Genomic DNA, 23,131 nt, shown 5'->3' with positions numbered 1-23,131 from the left:
ATGATCGGATATTACGAAATCGTATCGTGTTGATAGCGTCCTGAAAGTCGAAGAAATGCCAAGAAAGCGGACCGTTTCCAGAAAAACCCTCGCCTTTGCACTCGTTTCATCAACCGCCCTGTTTCAGGGGTTCGGACTTCCGGCTTTCGGCGCAGACACGATTTCAACCTCCACAAAATCGCATAAACACCGCAATCATGCCGTAGCACCCGGTGCCGCACAAAAGCCGACGGCAGCGCAAGCAGCCCCTGCCACCTCGCTCCGGAAAAAGAAGGCGGCGCTGGCTGCAGCCGATGGTGGAAACGAAGCCATCATCGTGACCGGCACGCGCTCGTCCAACCGACGCGTTCGGGACAGCTCGTCTCCCATCACGCTTTACACACAGGCCCAGATGGAGCGCACGGGCGAGCTCAACCTCGCCAGTGTTCTGTCACGTCTCGATCCGTCCATCAGCATCTCTGCACTGGGCAATGATACGGCGGCCCTGACCTCATCCGTTCGTATGCGCGGACTATCGGCCAATGAGGTTCTGGTGCTGGTTGACGGCAAGCGACGCAATATCACCGGCAACATGGCGGGTGGGACTACACCGGTCGATCTCAACATGATCCCGGCAGGGGCCATCGACCATATGGAAGTGCTGCGCGATGGCGCCGCTGCCATGTATGGGTCTGATGCCATCGCCGGTGTGGTGAACATCATCACCAAGAAAAGCGATCACGGCATCCATACCTATGCCCAGACAGGCGCCAACGCCTATAATGGCGACGGGTGGCAATATCTGATTGGCGCCGATGGCGGCCATAAATGGGGTCAGGACGGCTTCGTTCATATTTCGGGCCAGATTTACCACACCGATCATTTCGTGGCCGATAACAAGAGCACGCGTGATCATCGCTGGACTGCCAGTTCGACCTGGCCTGCCAATTCAAACAAGATCGAAAGTACGCCCGAAGAAACGCGTGAGAACCTCTCGATCGAATGGGGCAAGGATATTGTCGAGGGCCTGCGCACCTACGGGCTGGTCACCTATGCCCATCGTCACGCCGAAGCCTATGAGAATTATCGCCTCCCCGGGGCCTCGGCGCCGACCACGATCTATCCCTATGGTTTCTCACCACTGGAAACGATCGACGAAAACAACTTCCAGGCCAATCTTGGCCTGAAAGGCGATGATCTTTTCGGCTTCAGCTGGGATCTGAGCACGCTTTACGGGCAGGATGACGACGATATCGGCGTCAAGAACACCTATAATTCCAGCTATGCCAATGTGTATGGCTATTCCCCGACGACCACGCGCGCGGCGACCTACAGCATGGCCCAGTGGACGAGCAATTTCGACATGCGCCGCAATTTCAATGTCGGTATGGCCACCCCCATGACGTTTGCGATGGGCGCCGAACATCGTCTGGAAATGTACCATGTGGGCGCAGGCAATGACGCCTCCTATCTCTATGGCGGCACATCCGGCTATGCAGGCATCTCACCCGTCAGCGCGGGCGAATGGCAGCGTAATGTCTGGGCAGGTTATCTCGATGGCGATTTCCACCCGCTGAAGCACTGGGATCTCGATTTTGCAGGTCGCTTCGAACACTATACCGATGCCGGCAACACCGAGACCGGCAAAATCACCACGCGCTATGATTTCACACGTCGCATCGCCATCCGCGGCACGATCAGCACCGGTTTCCGTGCGCCGACACTGGCCGAGGAGCATTACAGCTCGCTCAGCGTTTCTCCGACAGGCGCTTCCGGCCTGCTCGGAGCCAACAGCACTGCGGCGCGCTCCATCGGGGCCTCATCACTCAAGCCCGAGCGGTCAACCAGTGCTGAAGGCGGCATCGTGCTGGAGCCGATCGACCGGTTCCACATCTCTGCCGATGTCTATCAGATCAACATCCGTGACCGTATCCTGGCCGCCTCAAGCATCGCAGGCACATCGGCTCTCGAAGCCATTCAGGCGGCCGGTGTCGATATCGCAACAGGCGGTAGCGTCTCCCTGAGCAATATCAAGGCCTATTACTACGCCAATGCAGCCAGCACCCGCACACAGGGTCTGGATATCCAGAGCGATTACCGCTTCCTGCTGCATCGCTACGGCTCGCTTGATCTCTCCCTGCTGCTCAACCTGAACCGCACGGTGGTGAGCCATCTCAACACCAATATCTTCGGTAATCCTTTTGCCAACGCCCAGACGCAGGCTTCGGCCCAGGGTGTGCCGCGCTCGAAGATCATCCTCAATGCGCATTGGGATTACGGCAAATGGGGGGTCAATATCCGCGAGACGCGCTTTGGCTCCTACAAGACCCTGCTTACCTATGAAGATCTCGCACCGTCTTCCATCCGCTATTCCACCACCACCTTCCTGCCCTTCGAAAACACGCCTGTCTGGACCACCGATCTCGAAGTGGCCTATCGCGTCAACAAGCACTGGCGTCTGGCGATCGGCTCGAACAACATCTTCAACCAGCGTCCCCGCATGGTGCCTGCTGTCGTGAATTATCTTGGGCCGAAGATCTACGATTCAGCCTCTCCGCTTTCCATGACCGGCGCCTATTATTTCGGTCGTGTCGATGCGAATTTCTAAGCCGCTTTGTCGGGCGGCGACAAAGCCCCTTCTCAAGGCCAGTGCTGCAACAGGGCTGGCCACCCTCCTTGTCGCGGCGGCGCCGCCCCCGGCCCAGACAGGGCCAGAGCAGGGGCCAAAACCCGCACATATCTTCGCGCCCATCGATTATCCGACCGCGATCAACCGCTATCGCTCCGCTGATGGAACGCCCGGCCCCGATTACTGGCACAACCGGGCCGATTACCGGATTGATGTCGCGCTTGATGCCCCTGCCCATCGCCTGACCGGGCAGGAGACCATCACCTACCGCAATAACAGCCCCAGCACCCTGAACGTGCTTTGGCTGCAGCTTGAACAGAATATCTATCGTGAGACCTCACGAGGCGCAGCCGCCATGCCAGCGCGCTTCAAGGCGCACGGCCACACCGAGGGAATGCAGATCGACCGTGTCGCGCTGCTTGACGCGCATGGAAAGGAAATTGCTGTCACGCCGCTGATTTCCGACACGCGGATGCAGATCGCCCTCCCCACTCCGCTTGCGCCTGCCAGCACCGTGAAATTCACCGTATCATGGCATTATGAAGTCCCCGGAACATGGGGTGGTCGTACGGCAGTCACCCCGTCGCGGAATGGGGATATTTTCGAAATTGCCCAGTTTTATCCGCGCATGGCCGTCTTTGACGATCTGCGTGGCTGGGACACGGCTCCCTATCTGGGTGGCGAATTCTATCTCGATTACGGCGATATCGATTATCGCGTCACGGTGCCATCGAATTTCCTCGTTGTCGGATCGGGAGCGCTCCTCAACGAGAAAGACGTTTTGACGGCGCAGGAGCGCCAGCATCTGGCGCAGGCACGCATGAGCGAAAAACGCGTCCTGATACGCAATCAGGCCGATATCGAAACTGCCTCCCATCTATCGGCGAAAGGCACCCGTAGCTGGCATTTTTTCATGCCCAATACGCGCGATGTGGCCTTTGTTGCCTCTGCTGCCCTGCTCTGGGATGCGGCGAAACTTGATCTGCCGCCTGTTGCCCCGGCCCCGAGGCTGAAACCCACACCACGACTGGCGATGTCGGTTTACCCCGTGGAGGGCATCGGCCCACAGGCCTGGGACCGATCGACAGAATATGTGAAGCACAGCATCGAGTATTTCTCGTCGAGCTGGTACCCCTATCCCTGGGCCACAGCGATCAATGTCGGCGGTCATGGCGCCGGAATGGAATATCCCGGCATCGTTTTTGACGGCATGCAGGACCGTGATGCCAAGCTCTTCTGGATCACCACCCATGAGCTCGGCCATGGGTGGTTCCCCATGATTGTCGGCAGCAATGAGCGCCGCCATGGCTTCATGGATGAAGGGTTCAACACCTTCATCGACTCCCTCGCCTCCCGACATTTCAACAAGGGAGAATTCGCCCCCAAGCAGGATGGCGAATATGCCCCCGACACGGGCAAGCCAGCAGATGACATCGTCAAAATCTTGAAAGACCCGGTCTATGACCCGCTCATGACCTCATCCACCATTCCGGGTCACGGCAATCGTCATGCCATGACCTATTTCAAGGCTGCCTACGGTCTAGAATTGCTGCGCAGCCAGATCCTGGGGCCGGAACGCTTCGACCGCGCCTTTCGCCATTACATCGCCGTATGGGCCTACAAGCACCCGACCCCCTCGGATTTCTTCCGTCTGATGGAGAGCGATGCCGGTGAAGACCTCTCCTGGTTCTGGCGCGGCTGGTATTTTGAGAATCGCAGCCCCGATTATGCGCTCGATGCCATCAATTATACCGATAAGGACCCGAAAAGGGGCGTCTCGCTGACGATCAGCAACAAGGGGTGGCTGCCTTTGCCGGTCACACTTGCCGTCACCCGTGAGGATGGCAGCGTCGAACGCCTTATTATTCCGACAGAAGTCTGGAGCGGCGGCAATACCCATGTCGTGACGCTCAAAGGCGGCAGCCCCGTGCGGCGCGCCAGCCTCGACCCGGATCATGCCATTCCCGATATCGATCGCAGCAATGATGCGCTCAGCCCGGCGCCACCCCCCTCTTCACCCGCTTCTTCTCACTGATTTCAGGACCGTCTTATGTTTTTCCCTGCCTCAACGCCGGGCCGCTGGCGTCAGCTTCTGTCTGCCTCCGCCCTGTCCTGTGTCGTCACGCTCTCGGCCTTCGGCTCTGCCCAGGCAGCCCCGGGTGGCGACGCGCTCAATTTTGGTGGCGCCGCGACCAGCCGCCCCCCTATTCCCTCGACGCTGGGCGCGCATGGCATGGTGGTCTCGGCGCAGCATCTGGCGTCTGATGTCGGGGCAAAGATCCTGCATGACGGCGGGAATGCAGTCGATGCCGCTGTTGCCGTGGGCTATGCGCTGGCTGTGGTCTATCCGGCTGCAGGCAATATCGGTGGCGGTGGGTTCATGACCCTGCACACACCGGATGGCAAAGCCTTTTTCATCGATTTTCGCGAACATGCCCCGCTTGCCGCCACCGAGACGATGTATCAGGACAAGGACGGCAAGATCATCAAGGGGCTCTCGACCATCGGATGGAAATCCGTGGGCGTGCCCGGCACGGTGGCCGGGCTTGATCTCGCGCTGAAACGCTGGGGCCATCTGACACGGGCTCAGGTCATGGCACCCGCCATCGCTCTGGCCGGTGAAGGCTACACGCTCGAAGAGAACGATGTTCACCTGCTGAACACTTCAACCAAGGCCTTCATCAACGATCCCTACGCCTCGAAGATCTTTCTGCGCGCCGATCGCCAGCCCTTCACAATTGGCGAACGCTTCAAGCAGACCGACCTCGCCCGCTCGCTTCAGGCCATTGCCGACAAGGGGCCGGACGTTTTTTATCGTGGCTGGATTGCTGAAGAAACGGTGCGGGTCAGCAAGGCGAATGGTGGCCTGCTGACCATGGCCGATTTCGCCGCCTACAAGCCACGAATCATGGCGCCCATACGATGCAGCTATCGTGGCTATCAGATCGATACCGCCCCCCCGCCGAGTGGCGGCGGTGTGGCCTTGTGCGAAATGCTCAATATCCTGTCAGGCTACGACCTCAAATCCGAAGGGATCTACAGCGCGCGCTCGACGCATCAGGAAATCGAGGCGATGCGCCACACCTATTCGGACCGGCGCGATCTGGGCGACCCGGCTTTCGTCAAAAACCCTGTGGCTCATCTGATCGACCCGGCTTATGCCGCGAAAATCCGCGCCGCCATTCCAGCCGAAGATGCGGTGCCTTCTGCCAGCCTTGTGGCTGGCGACCCACAACCCGAAAAGCGCGAAACCACGCAATATTCGATCATGGATCACTCGGGTTATGCCGTCTCGGTCACCTATACGCTCAATGGCTGGTTCGGGGCGAAGGTCATGGCAGGCAGCGCCGGATATTTCCTGAATGACGAAATGGATGATTTCTCGTCCAAACCCGGTGAGCCGAACATGTTCGGCATTGTCGGCAGCAAGGCCAATGCGATTGCCCCCGGCAAGACGCCGCTCTCTTCCATGTCGCCCACCATTCTCTCCAGAAATGGCAAGGCCATCATGGTCATTGGCAGCCCGGGCGGCTCACGCATTCCCACCATTACCCTCGCGGCGATTCTGGGTGTGGTCGATTACGGCATGACCATTCAGGAAGCGGTCGACATGCCCCGCATTCACGAACAATGGCAGCCAGAAGCCGTCGAGATCGAACCCGGCGCCCTGTCGGAACCCGTCATCGCCACCCTGCGCGCTCATGGCTATACGATTGAGACGCATCAGCCATGGGGCTCAGCCGAGGGCGTTCTTGCAGGCGGTGCCAAACTCGGCGCGCATCCCGACGGGCAGTTCTACGGCGGTTATGATCGTCGTCATGCAGGCGGTGGCGCGACAGGAGAATAAACGGGGCGCCCCTTCCCCTACCCAATTCAGGGTTTCCAAAGGGCGACCACCCTTTGGCGGGGGATGGGGCAGAGCCCCATGCCTGTCAGCGCGAGAGGCCGCGCCCTTTATCCCACAGGCGCAATCCGCGCAGCGCCAGATCGGCAATACCGGGCAGCAGACGAGGCTGCATGAGACCGGGGTCGAACGCCGTCATGCGGCGGGCGTTTTCGCGGTAGCAATCTTCGACAAAGCCGCGAAACGAAAAGCCGTCGAGAAAAAGATTAGTCTGGGTCACGGCAAAATCACGCCCGTCATTGGGCTCCTGCCCACGACGCACCATGCCCAGAAGGCGGCTGAGCGCACGCAGATAGAAATGCAGCGATTTGAATGACCGCCTCGCGCGGCCAAGCCCGCGACGCTTTTCACGCCAGGCCATGTAATTGATGAAGAAGACGATATGACGTGTCTCTTCGAACATCAGGATGTCGAAGATCTCGAACATCTTCTCGGGTAGGAACTGCGACTGACGCGCGCTCTTGAAGGCACCAAAGCCCAGAAAGGCGTCGAGACATTCGCCAAAGCCGAAATCGATGAAGGCTTTCTCCAGATCGGCCGGGAATTTCTCGATCGGCTGCTTCTGGGCATCAAGACCGTAACGCTCGATCATGACGCGGATCAGATCGGCATGACGCGCCTCTTCATAGCCCTGAAGCCTGACAGCCTCCTTGACTTCAGGGTCGATGATCTGGGGTGTGAAGGCATCGACAATGGCTCCGGCCCGGCGCTCGGTGTGATACACCTCCTGCCAGAACGGGACCGCACGGAGCCGGGACAATTCTTCTTCTGTCAGTTCGGGCCATGGCAGAGTTTCGGGGTCGAAAACCTGATGGGTGTCGATGAACTGCTGACAGAAATAATGCTTATGGGCTTCTGATCCCGGCTCGATCACACTCATGCAGGGGCGTGCTGCGCTTTATGCCCAAAGCGCGAACGCACGGCATCGGACGCCTTGCCCCACAGACGATAGGCAGCCAGCCCGGTCTTGACGAGTGTCGGCGTTGTGGTGGGACGCAGCAGACGGTGGTCGTACCCGGAGAAGCGACGGTCGTTTTCGTCGAGGCAGAGCTGCATCAGCTCGGGCACCTTGATGTCGATATCTGTCATGTCCTTGGCGCCGGTCACGGTGAAATTATTGTCCTGCGTGTGCTCGTTGCCCTCGGAATCGATCGAGCGGGCCAGATCCATGCGCTCATACGCAAGGAAAGCCCACACGCCGAGAACGCGCGCTTCGAAAACCGGGCGCTTCCACCAGGGCATGGTGGCGCGATGCCAGGCCAGCCAGTTGGCGAAGAGCAGGATATGACGGCATTCTTCCTGCATGACCGGCTCGAAGGTCTCGATAAGCTCCATCGGGAAGAGACCGGCGCGCTCGGCCAGAGCAAACAGGCCAAAAGCGAAGAAGCTGTCGACACATTCCGAAAACCCGGTGACCAGATAGGCCCATTCCGTGTCTTTCGGCTCGATATAGGGCGGCTCGGGCGCCATCGGGATGTTGTAGGCCTCGACCAGCTTGGAGAGCACCTCCTTGTGGCGGTTCTCCTCCCAGGCATTGCGACGCAGGGCGTCCTTCATGTCGGGGTCGTCTATCATGTCGGCATAGGCCGCCATGCGCAGACGGGCCTTGCCTTCGGTCTGCACCGCAATGTCCCAGATAGGCAGGGAGGTAATGCGATGCAGGGTCTCGGGGTCGAGCTTTGGCCATTCGATGACCGAAGGCTTGTAGGGGTTGAAGGTCTCCCTGAACATGTCGGCCACGGCACGCTTGTGTTCTTCGGTGCCCGGCTTGAGCGGGCCGGGAATGGCGCTGCTCCAGTGACGGGCTTCGAAATCGGCCTTGGCCAGGGTCTTGTCTGACGGCGCATCGGGAAGATGGCTGTAGAGATCTGCAAGACGAGACATGAGAGAGATTTCCTCTTCTTATTCCTTGATATCACTCATTTTCGAGATGACGCGCGAGACGAGCCCATAGGCAATGGCCTCTTCTGCGGACATCCAGTGATTGCGGTCGGTATCCTTGGCGATCTTCTCGTAGGACTGACCGGTCTCACGGGCGAAAAGACGATTGAGGCGCTCGCGCATCTTGATGATTTCGCGCGCTTCGATGTCGATATCGGTTGCGGGACCACGCACACCGCCCATCGGCTGATGGAGCAGGAAGCGCGTGTTGGGCAGGCACAGGCGGCGCTCGGGTCGGCCAGCAGCGAAGATAAGCGCGCCAGCAGACGCCACCCAGCCCGTGCCGATCATGTTCACGGGGGCAACGGAATCGACAAAGCGGATCATGTCATGAATGGTATCGCCACTCTCGACATGACCACCCGGTGAATTGACGTAGATATCGATCGGCTTGTCGGAAGCGCCAGCCAGGGCCAGCAGGCGGCCGGTGACGTCGCGGGCGACCTTGTCGTTGATGCCGCCGAAAATCAGCACCTTGCGCTGTTCGAAGAGTTTGCCTTCGATCTCGGCACCGGGCGGCTTCTCGGCCGCTTCCTTCTGCTCGGGCGCGTCGGGGGACTGCGGATCGGGCTCTTCATCGTCGAGACGCGGGGTGAGACGGGAAAGATCCTGGGGTGTCATACCACGCATGCTGGGGTTCCTATGTCGGTGGAGCCTGTTCATCCCTTATATGTTGCGCTCGATAGGCGCCCCTCACAAGAGCCCCCCCGATTTTTGCACCAAATCAAGCATCTCGCCAGAGAAGGCGGGAAGGGTTAGGGTGGCGCCAGCGCGGGAAAACCGGACAAGAAACGCAAGGGTCGATCAGAAGACATGCAGAAAACAGGCTGGCTGCGAACAGGCTTTGCCATGACGGGCATCATGACACTGGCCGCCTGTGGGCACAGAGACGCCGTCGATACGGTCGGCAACTGGTACAACCAGTATCAGGGTGGCGAGATTGCCAAGCAACGCCCGCCTGCGCCCGGAGCCCATGGTGACTATCCGCGTGTCGGCCTGACACCCAGAACGTCTGTCGATCTGCCCAGCGCGCAGGCCCGTCAGGCCCTGACTGCCCGCATGACGCTCCAGCGCAATCTGAGCCAGCATGTCGTCGTTGCCGACGGCCCGCTGACGATTGCCGCCCCGCCGCCGCCGCCGAAACCGCGCCCGGCCACGGATGAAAACGGCTCATCGATGAGCGTTACGGCCCCCGGTCAGACGCCACCCGCAACACCGACAACAACGGCCGCCGATACCCCGGCCAAACCCGCCGGTACGGACAAGCCCGCCCAGCCTGCTGCGGCCTCCAAAACCCCCGAGGCAAAGCCTGCCAAAGCTAGGACAGCAGATGAGGCGAAGCCTGCCCCAGAGGCAGCTCTGCCAGAGGTCACCCGCTTCGCGCCGCCGCCCATCAAACCGGGAGAGCTTCCCCAGATCGGCGATCTGCCCCCTGTTGCGCCCAGTTTTCCGGGTTTTGCCATCCCTCGCGATGCAGCACTGCCCGATATCGCCCCGCCCGCCTATGATCTGACAGAGCCTCATGGCACGCTGATCCGCTTCAACCAGGCATCGGACCAGATGGCGAGCGGACAGGATGGCGTGATCGGCAAGGCGTTGGGCGCGCGCGGCCCGCACGACATGATTTTCATCAAGGGCTTTGGTGAGATCACCTCCTTCCAGCCTGCCGAGCAGGTGCTCGGGATCAAGCTGGGCCTGCTGCGCGCGCGTGCTCTGGCACAGACCCTGATCCTGCGTGGTGTACCGGCGTCGGATATCCGCATCAGCGCTGGCGCGCTGGGACGCGGCGCGAGAATTGACCGCTCTCCTTACTGAGGAAGGTTCCTCCGGTTCTGGAATCGGGTTAGTGAAGATTGTCGGAGTCGCCCTGACTCCGGTAATTTTATTTCAACCCTGTGCCCCCGAGCCCAAAAAATGACCGAAGAGTTCCACCGCATCCGCCGCCTGCCGCCCTATGTCTTCGCCGAGGTGAACAAGGCCAAGGCCGCGGCCCGAGCGCATGGTGAGGACATCATCGATCTGGGCATGGGCAATCCCGACAGCCCGACACCGCCCCATATCGTCAAGAAGCTGGTTGAGACCGTGGCCGATCCGCGCAGCCATCGCTATTCGGTCAGCCGCGGCATTCCCGGCCTGCGCCGTGCGCTGGCAGGCTATTACGAGCGCCGCTTCGGTGTGGATCTGAACCCCGAGACCGAAGTCATCGCGACTCTTGGTTCCAAGGAAGGTCTGGCCAATCTGTCTTCGGCCATCACCAGCCCCGGCGATACGATTCTGGTGCCGAACCCGTCCTACCCGATCCACCAGTTCGGCTTCATCATCGCGGGTGCTTCCGTGCGCTCTATTCCGGCCACACCGGATGAAGACATGCTGCGTGCGCTCGAGCGCGCCGTGCGTCACTCCGTGCCCAAGCCGACTGCGCTGATCGTGAACTTCCCCTCCAACCCGACGGCGTTCACGGCCTCTCTCGATTTCTACAAGGAGCTGGTGGCTTTCGCCCGGCGCGAGCAGATCTGGATCCTGTCCGATCTCGCCTATTGCGAGATCTATTTCGGTGATGAGCCGCCGCCGTCGATCCTGCAGGTGCCGGGAGCGAAGGATATTGCTGTCGAGTTTACCTCGCTGTCGAAGACCTATTCGATGGCGGGCTGGCGCATGGGGTTTGCCGCGGGCAACCCGCATCTGATCCAGGCCCTGACGCGCATCAAATCCTATCTCGATTACGGCGCCTTTACCCCGATTCAGGTTGCCGCCGTGGCCGCGCTGAGCGGCCCTCAGGATTGCGTGGCCGAGATCCGCGACATGTACCGCGAGCGGCGCGACGTGCTGATCCGCGGGCTGCATGCCGCCGGATGGGATGTTCCCTCGCCGCAGGGGTCGATGTTCGCCTGGGCGCCCATCCCCGAGCGCTTTGCCGAGATGGGCAGCGTCGATTTCAGCAAGCTACTGCTGAAGGAAGCCGGGGTGGCCGTGGCGCCGGGCCTGGGCTTTGGCGAATATGGCGAAGGCTTCGTTCGTATCGGTCTTGTCGAGAACACGCAGCGCCTGCGTCAGGCAACGCGCGCCATCAAGACCTTTCTCAACAAACATGGTGTCAAACAGGCAGAGGCAGTTTCGTGAACGGTCAAACTCTTCATCTTGGTATCGCTGGTCTCGGCACGGTCGGGGCTGGCGTGGTGCGACTGCTGCGTGAAAATGCCGAGGCCATTACCGCCCGCGCCGGGCGGCGTATCGAAGTGGTCGCCGTTTCGGCGCGTGACCGCAATCGTGACCGCGGCGTCGATCTGTCGGGCCTGACCTGGCATGACAACGCCATCGACCTTGCTGCCGACCCGAAGGTCGATGTGGTGCTGGAACTCATCGGCGGCGCAGAGGGCTCTGCCCGCGCCCTTGTCGAAAAAGCCCTCAGCGCCGGCAAGCCGGTCGTCACGGCCAACAAGGCGCTGCTTGCCATCCATGGCGCGGCCCTTGCAACACTGGCAGGCGAGAACAACACGTCACTCCTGTTCGAAGCATCGGTTGCTGGCGGCATTCCTGCCATCAAACTGGTGCGTGAAGGTCTTGCTGCCGATCATCTGCTGCGTGTCGGCGGTATTCTGAACGGCACCTGCAACTACATCCTGACCGCCATGCGTGAGACAGGGCGCGACTTCGACGATATCCTCGCCGAGGCACAGGCTCTGGGCTATGCCGAAGCCGACCCCACGACCGATGTCGATGGCTGGGATGCGGCGCACAAGCTGGCCATCCTGGCCGGTCTGGCCTTCGGTCGGCCCGTGCGCTTTGACAGCCTGCATGTCGAGGGCATTCGCAACATCGCCGCCTGCGACCAGGCTTTTGCGCGCGAAATGGGCTATCGCATCAAGCTTCTGGGCAGCGCGCGCAGTGATGACGCAGGCCAGATCGAGGCGTCGATGCGCCCCTGCATGGTGCCGCAATCGGCGCCGATCGCCAATGTCGACGGCGTGTTCAACGCTGTTCTGACAGAAGGCCGCTTCAGTGGCCCCATGCTGATCGAGGGGCGTGGCGCCGGCGCTGGCCCGACGGCCAGTGCGGTTGTGGCCGATGTGATCGACCTTGCCCGTGGCACGGCGCTGCCTGTCTGGGGCATGGCGCCCCAGCCCGAAATCGCCTGCGCACCGCGTGAAAGCCTGCGCGGGCAGTACTATCTGCGCCTGTTTGTGCAGGATCGTCCGGGTGTCGTTGCAGACATCACGGCAGCCCTGCGCGACTATGGGGTTTCGCTGCGCGCCCTGTCGCAGCACGCCGCGGAAGAGGCCAGCCAGCAATCATCCTCACAGACGGTTGTACCGCTTGCACTTGTCACACATGAAACCAGCGAAGCGGCCATGCTTTCCGTTCTGACGGCCCTGAAACCGCTTGAAACCGTCATCGGCACTCCACTGCTCATGAAAATCGAGACTGTGTGATGTGGCAAAGGCGGCACATCCCGGCATAACAGGGCGTGTCGCAATTCCGGCTCAGCTGGATAGAGTACAGATAGGATTTACCGGATGCCTTTCTCTCCTAAGTATAAAGTGACGGATCGCAACCTCGCGCTCGAACTCGTTCGCGTAACCGAGGCAGCAGCCATCTCGTCATCGGCCTGGACAGGCCGTGGGGAAAAGAACGAGGCTGACGGTGCGGCCGTTCAGGCCATGCGGGCAGCGTTCGACACAGTGGCGATCGAGGGGACGGTCGTCATCGGTGAAGGCGAGATGGATGAAGCGCCGATGCTCTATATCGGCGAAAAGGTAGGCGCTGGCGGGCCGAAGATGGATATCGCCGTCGACCCGCTTGAGGGCACCAATCTCTGCGCCAAGGATATGCCGAACGCCATGACCATGGTGGCGTTGGCTGAAAGTGGCAATTTCCTCCATGCTCCTGACATCTACATGCAGAAGCTGGTGGTCGGCCCCAACCTGCCGGACGATCTGATCGATATCGATGCCCCAATCGAGACCACGCTGCGTGACCTCGCCAAAGCCAAGGGCAAGGATATTTCCTCCATCACCATGTGCGCCCTCGATCGCGAGCGCCATGAGGAGCTGATTGCCCGCGCCCGTGAAGCTGGCGCCCGCGTCATGCTTCTGACCGATGGCGACGTTGCCGCCGCCATTGCCGCCTGTATGGATGAGAGCCGCGTAGATATCTATGCAGGTTCAGGCGGCGCGCCGGAAGGCGTTCTGGCCGCTGCTGCCGTGCGTTGCGTCGGTGGTCAGATGCAGGGCCGTCTCATGTTCGAGGACGAAAGCCAGGTCGAGCGCGCACGCTCGATGGACCCGGGCAACGACCCCACCCGCAAGCTTGGCCTGCATGACATGGCGCGTGGTGACGTGCTGTTCTCGGCCACGGGTGTGACCACCGGCACGTTGCTGCGTGGCGTACGTTTCTATGGCCCGACCATTGCCCGCACACATTCCATCGTCATGCGGTCGAAATCGGCCACAGTGCGCTTCATCGAAGGGCGTCATGATTTCTCCACCAAGACGTGGGCAGGTCACTGATCCCGAACTATAAGGGGGCGTATGTCTGACGCCCCCTCCCTCATCGCCTCACCAGAACCGGTTCTTTCGGTCCATTCCAGCGGTAGCGGAAGAGCATGGGTCTGGCGCGATGAGAGCCTCGCCACTGGCGATGGCCGACTGGCTCTGGCCATGGCGCAACGCGCCGCCATTCCCGAAATCCTGGCCCGTATCCTGCACAGCAGGGGCGTTGAAGCCGCCCGCGTTGCCGCATTTCTGGACCCTCGTCTGCGCGACTGGCTGCCAGACCCTTCCTGCCTGCGCGATATGGATGAGGCCTGTAACAGAATTGCCCAGGCCGTCAGAAATGGCGAGACGATCGGTGTTTTCGGTGATTACGACGTCGATGGCGCCTGCGGCACGACCATTCTGACCGAAACCCTGCGCGATCTTGGCTGCGCAGTGCATTTTCATATCCCCGACCGGCAGAAGGAAGGGTACGGCCCGAACGGGCCCGCGCTGGAAGGACTCCGCGAAAAGGGCGCTACGCTCCTGATCTGCGTCGATTGCGGCACGGCAGCAGTGTCTCTGCTCGACCGTCTGCGTGAGGGCGGCGATATTATCGTGCTGGATCACCACAAGCCGGATGGGGCTGTTCTGCCCGGCTGCATCGTGGTGAATCCCAACCGTCTCGACTGCGATTCAGGGCTTGGGCATCTCTGCGCCACGGCTGTCGCCTTTCTGACCCTCATCGCCACCTGCCGCAGTCTCAGACTTTCGGGCTGGTTCGACACGCATGAAGAACCCGCCTTGCTGCGCAAGCTCGATCTGGTTGCGCTGGCGACGATCTGCGACGTCATGCCGTTACGCGATCTGAACCGAGCTTTTGTCGCGCAGGGGCTGCGCGTCATGGGGCGCGGGGAAAGATTGGGTCTCGCCACGCTGGCCTCTGTCGCTGGTGTCAAGGAAACGGCAAGCGCCATGGCCTGCGGCTTCGGCATAGGGCCACGCATCAATGCCGGAGGGCGCATCGCCCAGGCCGAGTTAGGTGTGAAGCTTCTGCTGAGCGATGATGCCTTCGAAGCCCGCGCTCTGGCCGAGAAGCTGGATGAGATCAATCGCCAGCGCCAGACCGTCGAAGCCGATATCCTGACCGAAGCCTACCAGCAGGGCGACGCCCAGCTTGAGGCAGGCCATGCCGCCCTGTTTCTATATGGCGAGAACTGGCACCCGGGCGTTGTCGGCATTGTCGCCAGCCGGGTGCGTGAACGATGCAATCGCCCCGTTCTGGTGGGCGCCTTGCAGGATGGCCTGATCAAGGGATCAGCCCGTTCTGTTCCTGGCATCGATATCGGAGCCGCCATCATCGGCGCCTGTCAGTCAGAGTTGCTTCTGACCGGTGGTGGCCATGCCATGGCGGCAGGGTTCTCTCTTTCCGCAGAGAAGGCGCCGACATTTCATGCCTTTCTGGACGATTTTCTTGCCGAGGCGCGCGAACGGCCCCGTCATGACTCGCTCTGCATCGACGGCATTCTGAGCCTGCGCGGCGCCACAGCCGAGATCGCCACCCAGCTTGCCCGGCTCGGTCCTTTCGGGGCTGGTCATGAAGAGCCAGTCATTGCAATCAGCCGTGTTCGTGCGGTCAAGACAGAGCGCATCGGTCGCGACGGCAACACGCTGCGCGTGATTCTTCAGGGCGAGGACGGTGGCAGACTGCGCGGGCTCGTCTTCAGAGCTGCCGACAAGGCATTTGCTGCCTTGCTGGAAGACCGGTCCATGCCTGTTCTGCACGTGGCTGGGCAGCTGCGCTGCGAGCAATGGCAAGGTCAGGACATGCTGAGCTTTTTTATTTTGGACGCTGCCACGATTTAGGGTTGACCCCTCCCCCCCGCTGGGATAATCAGCCGCTCACGCCTCCAGTCCCGTTCGTCTAGAGGCCTAGGACACCGCCCTTTCACGGCGGTAACACGGGTTCGAATCCCGTACGGGACACCACGGCATTTACCGCAGTTCTCTGCGGGATGCAGCCGGCTAGAAGCGAAATCCTGATTCACCAAAATGTTGATTTTGAGCCATTCCTGAGCCTGTCAGGAAATTATGGCTCTTAGGTATCAGGGGCTTCGCATGAGCGAATCAGAAAGATCAGGCATCGACCCGGCCACAGATAAACCGCTCCCAAAAGGGGTTTGATACCGCGGCGCGGGCCAGTATCAGGCCCACAAGATGGTCGATGGCAAACGCCTGAGAAAGACCTTCGCATCCTCAGCACTGTCTCGCCGCTGGCTCACTGGAAAACGTGCCAAGGTCGATCTACGCCACGAGACTACGTCGCGTCTGGCGCGCTATCTTGCGAACCCGCTCGATCTGATGCGGGTCACCGGGTACCGCGATCTTAAATCGCTCGACCGCTACTACCAGCCCGTCATGCAGGAACTTGCAGACAAGATCGAGGTGGCTGAACCAACGTCTGTCAGATAGACATCTTATCGTACCCCCCTCCCCTACTTCCAATAACCTGTTGATCCATCGGAGGCGGGTTGGATGTGAGGGAAACAGCGGTAAACGGGCTAGAAAAACCGCCGCGGACCTAACCCCAAGCGTAAAATCAACACCTTGACGGATATACTAGCTTCCCCACTGCTATGAGTCCTGAAACTTTGTTTCATTCCCCCATGGTTTTAAAAAATAAGCTTCGATATAGTTACAGGAATTTTCCCCAAGGTATTTTTTATAAATAGAATAACAATCTTTTCCAGAGATGGAATTATAAAATGCCTCAAGAAGATGTGTAGCCATTATAGTGCTAATATGATCATCTTTGGATGATACACCCTCCTCTACCAAGAGGAATATTTCCTTTAGTTGCGCAATATCAATATTTTCGATGTTATCTCCGATAATTTTTCCAATCTCCATGAATGTCAGGTTCGGTATATACCTATACTTGATAATGTATTTTTCAATTGATTTCCCGAAAACGGGATATTTCTGAAATTCATCAAGATATTTTTTCATTTTTTCCTAGCGCATTTGAGTGGGCGCACAGTCCTTCCTCACGGAGATGCTCTACACTACGTCCCTCCAGCCAGATTACGAAGCTCCCGCCGCTCACATAGGACGCAACGGAAGGAGCGGATGAAGGGGGGCGGTCTTTCCACTTAGCGGCGCTTATGTTCGAAACATGGACGCTCTCACAAGTCCAACCGCGCGTTTCAGTCTTCCCGGGGCGTAGCCCGTCCGCGCTTGATCCCCGCGCGGTGGGATTTACCGTCCATCCGCCGGGCGCGCGCCGCGCGCCCCGGACGCGTGGGTACCCGGAACGCCTGACGATGGGCGGCTTCGCGGATCATTGTAACCAGACGTTCGATTGCGTCTTCGCGATTGCGTATCTGCGTGCGGAAGCGCCGGGCCGTTATGACGACCACGCCATCTCGCGTTGCCCGGCTACCGGCGATCTCCAGCAGCCGCACGCGCACCCGTTCTGGCAAAGACGCGGAACGCGCTGCATCGAATCGCAGCTGCGCTGCGGTTGCTACCTTGTTGACGTTCTGCCCGCCGGGCCCGGACGCCAGAATATAGCTGACCTCAAGCTCGCTGTCGGCAAGGGACAAGCCGGGGAGAATGGAAATTGCCATGACGCACCCCATAGCATATTGCACCACGAAATGCCCGCATCCCTGCTCCTGACGCCCGGTCAGTGAACCATGGGCAACTCTGCGAGGGCCGGTTTGGCGTAGACATAGCCTTGCTGCAGCGAGATGCCGATTTCAGAGAGAACGCTGGCTTCTTCCGGTGTCTCGACCCCTTCGCAGATCGGTGTAATGCCCAGACCATCAAGCATGGCCACCGTATGGCGCATCATGACCTGTTTGACGGGGGTCGTATCGATGTCACGGGAAAGGCCCATGTCGAGCTTCACGTAATCGGGCTGAAACCGGGCAAGAAGGTTGAGGCCAGCATATCCGGCTCCAAAATCATCGATTGCCGTCTTGAATCCCATTGAGTCATAGCTCTGCAGAATATGGAGCAGGTGTTCCGTATCGACAGCCTCGTTTTCGCAAAATTCGAAGAGGATGTTTGAGGTGGGGAAATTGACGCGTTCGGCTGCCTCAAGGGTCGCACCGATACAGGCGCTGGGTTCGTAGACAGCATTGGGCAGGAAATTGATCGACAGATAGGCGCCCTGCTCGGCAAGCCCCAGCTCTGCAGCCAGAGTGATCGCGGTAACACGGCATTTCTGATCGAAGGCATAGCGATTTTTGGGCGTGACCTGCGAGAGCACTTCCTGCGCTCCAGCCCCGTTAACACCACGAACGAGGGCCTCATAGGCGAAGACGCGACGGCTGGAAAGGTCCACGATAGGCTGGAAGGCCATCGTAATCGGCAGATCGAACCCGGCATCGTCGCTGCATCCTTTGCAGAGTTTACGCTTACCTCGAGACCAAAATGGCGCAATCATCGAGCAAAACCCCCCTGCATTCAGATTTGCGAGTTGCCGAACGCGGCAAAGGGTCACGGGTTCGTGAAACTCGCCACTCAAGACAAAAAAAGTGCCTCCCCAATAACTGATGTTTTTCCACAGAAAGCATCCACTATCGTGCGGTATTCATATTTAAAAATATAATTTAAATATATAAATAATATTGAAATTATTAAAATAGTCATTTTATCATCAACAATTTTTTTGATAGCAAAAAAAATAAATTCCTTACGAATTCATTGTAGTCGTTTCTCTATCTAACTTGTAATATTTCGGTTTTCGAGACCGACCGCTCCACTCTAGACTTTCATGATATGCTCGCTGTGCGGAAATTCCTTAGCATCATGGGTGTTTATATCGCATAAGCGATTTTTACGGGCGTCTATCGTCCACCACATGTCCCGAGGCGGCTACGCCCGCGCCGCCCAGAAATAATCCTGTCTTCGCCGGGTCAGCCTCTGAGGCGTATTTCTCCAGTGCCTGAATCGGCGCTTTGCCCTAGCAGCATCGCCATCACTCTTATGCACCCTCATGCCTCGAAACACCCCAGCGCTGTCCGGAGCGCCTCTCAGTCCAGTACGTAAAAGGCGCAGGCAGCGACTGTGATGGTGACAGGCAGGGTGAAGATCCAGGCCAGGGCAATCTTGGTCAGCATACGCATATTGATGCCCGAACCTGCCGCGACCATCGTGCCCGCCACGCCAGAGGTGATGATATGGGTGGTCGAGACCGGCAGGCCCGTATAGCCCGCAGAGGCAATCAGCCCGGCACCGACCAGTTCAGAGGCCGCGCCCTGAGCCGGAGTAAGGTGGCGCTTGCCAATGCCCTCACCAAGCGTTTTGACGATGCGCCGGTAGCCAATCATGGTGCCAATTCCGAGGCACAACGCACTCAGGACACGGACCCAGTAAGGCGCATATTCGACATTAGGGCGCAGTTCCTTCGCAAGACGGCTGCTCGTCGCCTTCTCACTTCCTGAAGAAGCCGGGTTGGCACTGACATCTCTCAGCCCGGAGAGGATTTCATAAACATCGCCACGGATCTGCGCCGGGGTCGCAGGGCCTTCAACCTTGGAAAGACTGTCGATTGCCGCCAGAGCATCTGGCTTGAAACTGTAGCGGTCATATTGCTCGATCAGCGGGCGGGCCTGCTGGGCTATCTGCGCCAACTGAACGCGATCTACCGGATGATCAGGATTCATGGCGAAGCTGGCAGGCATCAGACCGATAATGGTCAGCATGATCAGACCGATGCTTTTCTGCCCGTCATTGCTGCCATGCGAAAAGCTGACCGACGTGCAGGTCAGAATCAGCAGTGCCCGCACGATGGGGTTGGGGCTCTCATCCGGCTTGGGGGGCGTAAACAACGCGGGCATTTTGATCGCAAAGCGAATGATCAGATAGAGCAGCCCCGCCAGAAAGAAGCCGAGCAATGGCGAGATCGCCAGAGCACGAAGCACTTTCCAGATCTGCCCCCAATCGACACTATGGCCCAGATCACGCGCATGAACGAAAGAATCCCCGATCGCAATCCCGATAAGCGCGCCGATCGTGCAATGCGACGACGAGTTGGGAATACCGAACCACCAGGTGCAGAGGTTCCACGCCAGAGCCGTACCGAACAGCGATACCAGCATCGGCACTGCCGGGTTGCCATTGGGCGGCGTCAGAACATCGGGGGGCAGCAGCTCCACCAGTGTATAGGCCACTGCAATCCCTCCAAGCAGCACGCCCAGCAGGTTCATCAGCCCGGACCAGATAACCGCCACACGTGGCTTCAGCGAATTGGTATAGATGACTGTGGCGACAGCATTGGCCGTATCATGAAAGCCATTGGCAAATTCAAAGACGCAAACCAGGACGAAGCAGATCGCCAGCATGACAAGCGAGCCGGTAGAGGAAGGGGCGAACTGAAGCATGTGTTTGACAGCCTTCGCGTAAAAACTTTCCTAATTTCCGGCATTTGTCCGCTCTCGCAAAGAGAAGCATGTTAAATTTCTTATAAACTTCATCTTTTCTGCAGTCAGAGACTATGACCAGACTCTGCTGCGGCGCAGCCACGCTTTGGGAAAGACGCCAAGGGGAGGCCCCTCGTTCGGAGAACGGGGCAAAAGCCGGCATCGCTCTGTCTTACGGCGATGCCGGGAAAGGTAGGGGCACTGCCCCACACCCGGCCGAAGGGCGATGCCCTTCGAAAATCAGTGTCATGAAAAAGAAGGGAAAAACCCTTCCGGTTGGCGGGGCAAAGCCCCGCGCGATGTCAGCGTCCGAGCTTGCGCAGTTTTTCGCCTGCCATGAGACGCTTCTCGATGACTTCCAGCGACATGCCCTTGGTCTCAGGGACGAAGAGGAAGGTCAGCAGGATGAACGAGGCGTTCAGACCTGCAAAAAGCCAGAACGTGCCTGACGTCCCGAAGGTGTTCATCAACGTCAGGAAGCTGGCACCCACCACCATGTTGGTAATCCAGTTGGTGAGCGTCGAGAGCGAGATACCAAGGTTACGACCCTGCATGGGCTGAATTTCGGAGCAAAGCACCCACATGAGCGGCCCGGCCGACATGGCGAAACCCGTGCAGAACAGCAGCAGCAGGAAGATGGCGATGAATTTCGACGTCTCGCCGGACATGTCTGTGTTGAGCAGCACAGCAAGCGCAGCCATACCCAGCGCCATGACCGAAAAGCCGATATAGAGGATGGGCTTGCGACCCCATTTATCGACAAGGCCAACCGCGATGAACGTCGCGAGCATGTTCACCAGACCGATAATGGCCGTGCACCACATCTGCGACGTGGCATCGAACCCGGCGCTGGAAAGGATCTTCGGCGCATAATACATGATGATGTTGATGCCGGCGAGCTGCTGCATGGCCTGCAGCATGATGCCGAGCGCGATCGAGCGACGGAAATTCGAATTGGTCTTGAGCAGTTCGAAGCCATGCTGCTTGATCTCGAGCTGTTCGCGGATGGCCTTGATTTCCTTGGCGGCTTCGAGCGGGTCTTCACGCAGCGACAGCAGCACTTCACGCGCTTCCTTGTGGCGCCCCTGCATGATCAGCCAGCGGGGGCTGTACGGCAGGAAAAGCACACCGATCAGGAACAGCGCAGCCGGAATGGCAGCCACGCCGAACATCCAGCGCCAGTCGCCTGAATAGGAGAAATAGGTGTTGGACAGAAAGGCGAGGAAGATACCGACCGTCACCATGAGCTGATAGGTCGACACCATGGCGCCGCGTGTCGCCTCACTGGCGATTTCCGACAGATAAAGCGGTGCCGTGAAGGCAGAAATACCGACAGCCAGACCCATGACCACACGGAAGGTGATCATGGAAGGAATGGACCAGCTGAGGGCGCAGCCGATCGAACCGATCACGAAAATCGAGGCACCAGCGATGAGCGACCGCTTGCGACCCAGCGCATGTGACATCCAGCCCGCAGCAAGTGCGCCAACAGCGGCACCGGCCATCATGGAGCTGACCACCCATTCCTGAGCGAAAGTCGAGGCATGATATTGTTTGGCGAAGAAATCGAGCGCGCCAGCAACAACGCCGATATCCAGACCGGACATCAGACCGGCAAGGGCTGCCAGTACGCCGATGACCAGGATCTTGAATTTTGTTGCATCGAAAACCGACGCCAGTACGCCTTCCGTATTTCCGGCATCTGAATCTATCGCCATGGGTTGGTCTTATCCTTTTCCGGCGGCACGCAGGGTGCCGACTTCGCGTCCATTCCAGTTTTTCATCACCTGATGCGACAATCCGGTCAGCACGGCGCGGTCTGAATCAGACCAGCCAGCCTCGTCGAAGCCGAGCAGAAGCGAGGCCAAAGCCACCTCTGCCGCCCGGTTCGCGCCATCATCGGTCTTGATCGCTATGCCCAGCCCGAGTTCGGGCAGAGACGCGACCATCACCCCTTCTGCACCCATCTTGCAGAAGATTCGGTTACCGAAATGCGCCATCAATGTCGTATCGAAACGCCCGCTCCCTGCCACCATGAAGGGCTCGGACGCGACAGCAGAACGCAGACGTGCGGCTGCCGACGCATGACCCGATGAAAAATTTCTTCCAGTACCAAAACGGGCAAAACCCGTGGCCAACGCCGAGAGGGGAATGGCGTAGGTCGGCATGGAGCAACCATCGAGACCGCGATTGGCCTCATTATGTGGGACAGATGTCGCCATCACAAGCGCATCGGTCACCTGACGCTGCGCCTCATGCCCGGGGTCGATATAACCGGCCGGGTCGAGGGACTGATCGATCGCCAGACAGATCAACCCTGCATGCTTGCCCGAGCAGTTGTTATGCAGGGCTGTCGGCGCGGCCCCCGAGGCGGCAAGGGCGTGGGCGGCCTTGTCATAAGTCGGCCAGTGGGCACCGCATTCCAGACAGGTGAGAGTTTTGCCTGCCTTGGCCAGCATGGCCGCAGCGGTTTCGGCATGGCGAGGCTCGCCGCCATGAGAAGCGCAGGCAAGCGCGAGTTCGGCATCGCTCAGACCCAGACGATCGGCAGCACCGGTCTCGACCAGAGGCAGGGCAAGAAGAGCCTTGACCGTCGAACGCGGAAAGACCGCCTTGTCGATGGCACCATGCGCCTGAACGACCCGGCCGGAATCGTCCATGACGGCAATTCGACCAAGATGCAGGGACTCGATGCGTCCGCCACGCGTGACTTCAGCGAGGGCGATATCGTCCATGACGGGATCCTTATATGACGATCAGGGGTAGAAAGAACCGG

17 protein-coding genes, 1 tRNA gene and 1 pseudogene are annotated in these 23,131 nt (G+C 59.3%); 10 read left to right on the top strand and 9 right to left on the bottom strand.

Translation table 11 applies throughout. From position 1 onward, the window contains the following. The first annotated feature begins 55 nt into the window (after window positions 1-55). Genes IEV53_RS03730 through ggt form a run of 3 tightly spaced genes read left to right on the top strand, consistent with a single transcriptional unit; the run spans window position 56 to window position 6,455 of the window. Window positions 56-2,587 carry a TonB-dependent receptor plug domain-containing protein gene (locus tag IEV53_RS03730; protein WP_188425474.1) on the top strand — a complete coding sequence of 844 codons (2,532 nt, stop codon included), beginning with the start codon at window positions 56-58 and terminating at the stop codon, window positions 2,585-2,587. Then, a complete protein-coding gene (locus tag IEV53_RS03725) occupies window positions 2,574-4,643 on the top strand; it encodes a M1 family metallopeptidase (protein WP_188425473.1) in 2,070 nt (689 codons plus the stop codon). The genes IEV53_RS03730 and IEV53_RS03725 overlap by 14 nt, the downstream gene beginning before the upstream one ends. Before the next feature lie 15 nt (window positions 4,644-4,658). Beyond that, on the top strand, window positions 4,659-6,455 hold the full coding sequence (ggt, locus tag IEV53_RS03720) for a gamma-glutamyltransferase (RefSeq protein ID WP_188425472.1): 1,797 nt from the start codon (window positions 4,659-4,661) through the stop codon (window positions 6,453-6,455). A gap of 85 nt (window positions 6,456-6,540) precedes the next feature. Here the strand turns inward: ggt and IEV53_RS03715 are convergent, their stop codons facing one another. The 3 genes from IEV53_RS03715 to IEV53_RS03705 are packed head-to-tail and all read right to left on the bottom strand — an operon-like array spanning window position 6,541 to window position 9,083. Further along, the gene (locus IEV53_RS03715) at window positions 6,541-7,392 is read right to left on the bottom strand and encodes a hypothetical protein (RefSeq protein ID WP_188425471.1); all 852 of its coding nucleotides are present in this window, start codon (window positions 7,390-7,392) and stop codon (window positions 6,541-6,543) included. After that, a complete protein-coding gene (locus IEV53_RS03710) occupies window positions 7,389-8,396 on the bottom strand; it encodes a ferritin family protein (protein WP_188425470.1) in 1,008 nt (335 codons plus the stop codon). Before IEV53_RS03710 ends, IEV53_RS03715 begins: the two co-directional genes overlap by 4 nt. Window positions 8,397-8,414: 18 nt before the next feature. Then, window positions 8,415-9,083 (bottom strand): ATP-dependent Clp protease proteolytic subunit, encoded by a 669-nt coding sequence (locus tag IEV53_RS03705; protein WP_188425469.1) that lies wholly within the window; start codon window positions 9,081-9,083, stop codon window positions 8,415-8,417. A 183-nt stretch (window positions 9,084-9,266) separates the two neighbouring features. Between IEV53_RS03705 and IEV53_RS03700 the strand changes: the two genes are divergently transcribed. From IEV53_RS03700 to IEV53_RS03665, 7 genes and pseudogenes are all read left to right on the top strand, one after another. Then, window positions 9,267-10,268 carry a hypothetical protein gene (locus IEV53_RS03700; protein ID WP_188425468.1) on the top strand — a complete coding sequence of 334 codons (1,002 nt, stop codon included), beginning with the start codon at window positions 9,267-9,269 and terminating at the stop codon, window positions 10,266-10,268. Window positions 10,269-10,367: 99 nt separating this feature from the next. Continuing rightward, window positions 10,368-11,573 (top strand): LL-diaminopimelate aminotransferase, encoded by a 1,206-nt coding sequence (locus IEV53_RS03695; protein ID WP_062163717.1) that lies wholly within the window; start codon window positions 10,368-10,370, stop codon window positions 11,571-11,573. Further along, a complete protein-coding gene (locus IEV53_RS03690) occupies window positions 11,570-12,883 on the top strand; it encodes a homoserine dehydrogenase (RefSeq protein WP_188425467.1) in 1,314 nt (437 codons plus the stop codon). The genes IEV53_RS03695 and IEV53_RS03690 overlap by 4 nt, the downstream gene beginning before the upstream one ends. Before the next feature lie 84 nt (window positions 12,884-12,967). Then, complete coding sequence (gene glpX / locus IEV53_RS03685) at window positions 12,968-13,960, top strand: class II fructose-bisphosphatase (RefSeq protein WP_188425466.1); 993 nt, start codon at window positions 12,968-12,970, stop codon at window positions 13,958-13,960. Between the two features lie 21 nt (window positions 13,961-13,981). Then, window positions 13,982-15,790 carry a single-stranded-DNA-specific exonuclease RecJ gene (gene recJ, locus IEV53_RS03680; RefSeq protein WP_188425465.1) on the top strand — a complete coding sequence of 603 codons (1,809 nt, stop codon included), beginning with the start codon at window positions 13,982-13,984 and terminating at the stop codon, window positions 15,788-15,790. Window positions 15,791-15,837: 47 nt separating this feature from the next. Then, window positions 15,838-15,913, top strand: a tRNA-Glu gene (locus IEV53_RS03675). A gap of 312 nt (window positions 15,914-16,225) precedes the next feature. Further along, window positions 16,226-16,396: pseudogene (locus tag IEV53_RS03665) on the top strand (site-specific integrase); the annotation flags it as partial. A 162-nt stretch (window positions 16,397-16,558) separates the two neighbouring features. Here IEV53_RS03665 and IEV53_RS03660 read toward each other — a convergent pair. The 6 genes from IEV53_RS03660 to IEV53_RS03635 form a co-directional block, all read right to left on the bottom strand. Next, window positions 16,559-16,933 (bottom strand): hypothetical protein, encoded by a 375-nt coding sequence (locus IEV53_RS03660; RefSeq protein ID WP_188425464.1) that lies wholly within the window; start codon window positions 16,931-16,933, stop codon window positions 16,559-16,561. A 197-nt stretch (window positions 16,934-17,130) separates the two neighbouring features. Further along, on the bottom strand, window positions 17,131-17,553 hold the full coding sequence (gene arfB / locus IEV53_RS03655; protein WP_188425463.1) for an alternative ribosome rescue aminoacyl-tRNA hydrolase ArfB: 423 nt from the start codon (window positions 17,551-17,553) through the stop codon (window positions 17,131-17,133). A 59-nt stretch (window positions 17,554-17,612) separates the two neighbouring features. Then, complete coding sequence (locus IEV53_RS03650; RefSeq protein WP_188425462.1) at window positions 17,613-18,377, bottom strand: EAL domain-containing protein; 765 nt, start codon at window positions 18,375-18,377, stop codon at window positions 17,613-17,615. 589 nt (window positions 18,378-18,966) lie between these two features. After that, window positions 18,967-20,316 (bottom strand): inorganic phosphate transporter, encoded by a 1,350-nt coding sequence (locus IEV53_RS03645; RefSeq protein ID WP_188425461.1) that lies wholly within the window; start codon window positions 20,314-20,316, stop codon window positions 18,967-18,969. 341 nt (window positions 20,317-20,657) lie between these two features. Further along, a complete protein-coding gene (locus tag IEV53_RS03640) occupies window positions 20,658-22,073 on the bottom strand; it encodes a sugar porter family MFS transporter (RefSeq protein ID WP_188425460.1) in 1,416 nt (471 codons plus the stop codon). 9 nt (window positions 22,074-22,082) lie between these two features. Continuing rightward, window positions 22,083-23,090 (bottom strand): asparaginase, encoded by a 1,008-nt coding sequence (locus IEV53_RS03635; RefSeq protein WP_188425459.1) that lies wholly within the window; start codon window positions 23,088-23,090, stop codon window positions 22,083-22,085. Window positions 23,091-23,131: the final 41 nt, after the last annotated feature.

The organism is Asaia siamensis (assembly GCF_014635085.1).
GTDB classification, from domain to species: domain Bacteria; phylum Pseudomonadota; class Alphaproteobacteria; order Acetobacterales; family Acetobacteraceae; genus Asaia; species Asaia siamensis.
This window is presented reverse-complemented; position numbering and strand designations above follow the sequence as displayed.

Coding starts and splice junctions, on each gene's coding strand:
- IEV53_RS03650 (WP_188425462.1), bottom strand. CDS start 18,377: ATGATTGCGCCATTTTGGTCTCGAGGTAAGCGTAAACTCTGCAAAGGA.
- IEV53_RS03635 (WP_188425459.1), bottom strand. CDS start 23,090: ATGGACGATATCGCCCTCGCTGAAGTCACGCGTGGCGGACGCATCGAG.
- IEV53_RS03640 (WP_188425460.1), bottom strand. CDS start 22,073: ATGGCGATAGATTCAGATGCCGGAAATACGGAAGGCGTACTGGCGTCG.
- arfB (WP_188425463.1), bottom strand. CDS start 17,553: ATGGCAATTTCCATTCTCCCCGGCTTGTCCCTTGCCGACAGCGAGCTT.
- IEV53_RS03710 (WP_188425470.1), bottom strand. CDS start 8,396: ATGTCTCGTCTTGCAGATCTCTACAGCCATCTTCCCGATGCGCCGTCA.
- IEV53_RS03725 (WP_188425473.1), top strand. CDS start 2,574: ATGCGAATTTCTAAGCCGCTTTGTCGGGCGGCGACAAAGCCCCTTCTC.
- IEV53_RS03730 (WP_188425474.1), top strand. CDS start 56: ATGCCAAGAAAGCGGACCGTTTCCAGAAAAACCCTCGCCTTTGCACTC.
- ggt (WP_188425472.1), top strand. CDS start 4,659: ATGTTTTTCCCTGCCTCAACGCCGGGCCGCTGGCGTCAGCTTCTGTCT.
- IEV53_RS03645 (WP_188425461.1), bottom strand. CDS start 20,316: ATGCTTCAGTTCGCCCCTTCCTCTACCGGCTCGCTTGTCATGCTGGCG.
- IEV53_RS03705 (WP_188425469.1), bottom strand. CDS start 9,083: ATGCGTGGTATGACACCCCAGGATCTTTCCCGTCTCACCCCGCGTCTC.
- IEV53_RS03695 (WP_062163717.1), top strand. CDS start 10,368: ATGACCGAAGAGTTCCACCGCATCCGCCGCCTGCCGCCCTATGTCTTC.
- glpX (WP_188425466.1), top strand. CDS start 12,968: ATGCCTTTCTCTCCTAAGTATAAAGTGACGGATCGCAACCTCGCGCTC.
- IEV53_RS03715 (WP_188425471.1), bottom strand. CDS start 7,392: ATGAGTGTGATCGAGCCGGGATCAGAAGCCCATAAGCATTATTTCTGT.
- IEV53_RS03700 (WP_188425468.1), top strand. CDS start 9,267: ATGCAGAAAACAGGCTGGCTGCGAACAGGCTTTGCCATGACGGGCATC.
- recJ (WP_188425465.1), top strand. CDS start 13,982: ATGTCTGACGCCCCCTCCCTCATCGCCTCACCAGAACCGGTTCTTTCG.
- IEV53_RS03660 (WP_188425464.1), bottom strand. CDS start 16,933: ATGAAAAAATATCTTGATGAATTTCAGAAATATCCCGTTTTCGGGAAA.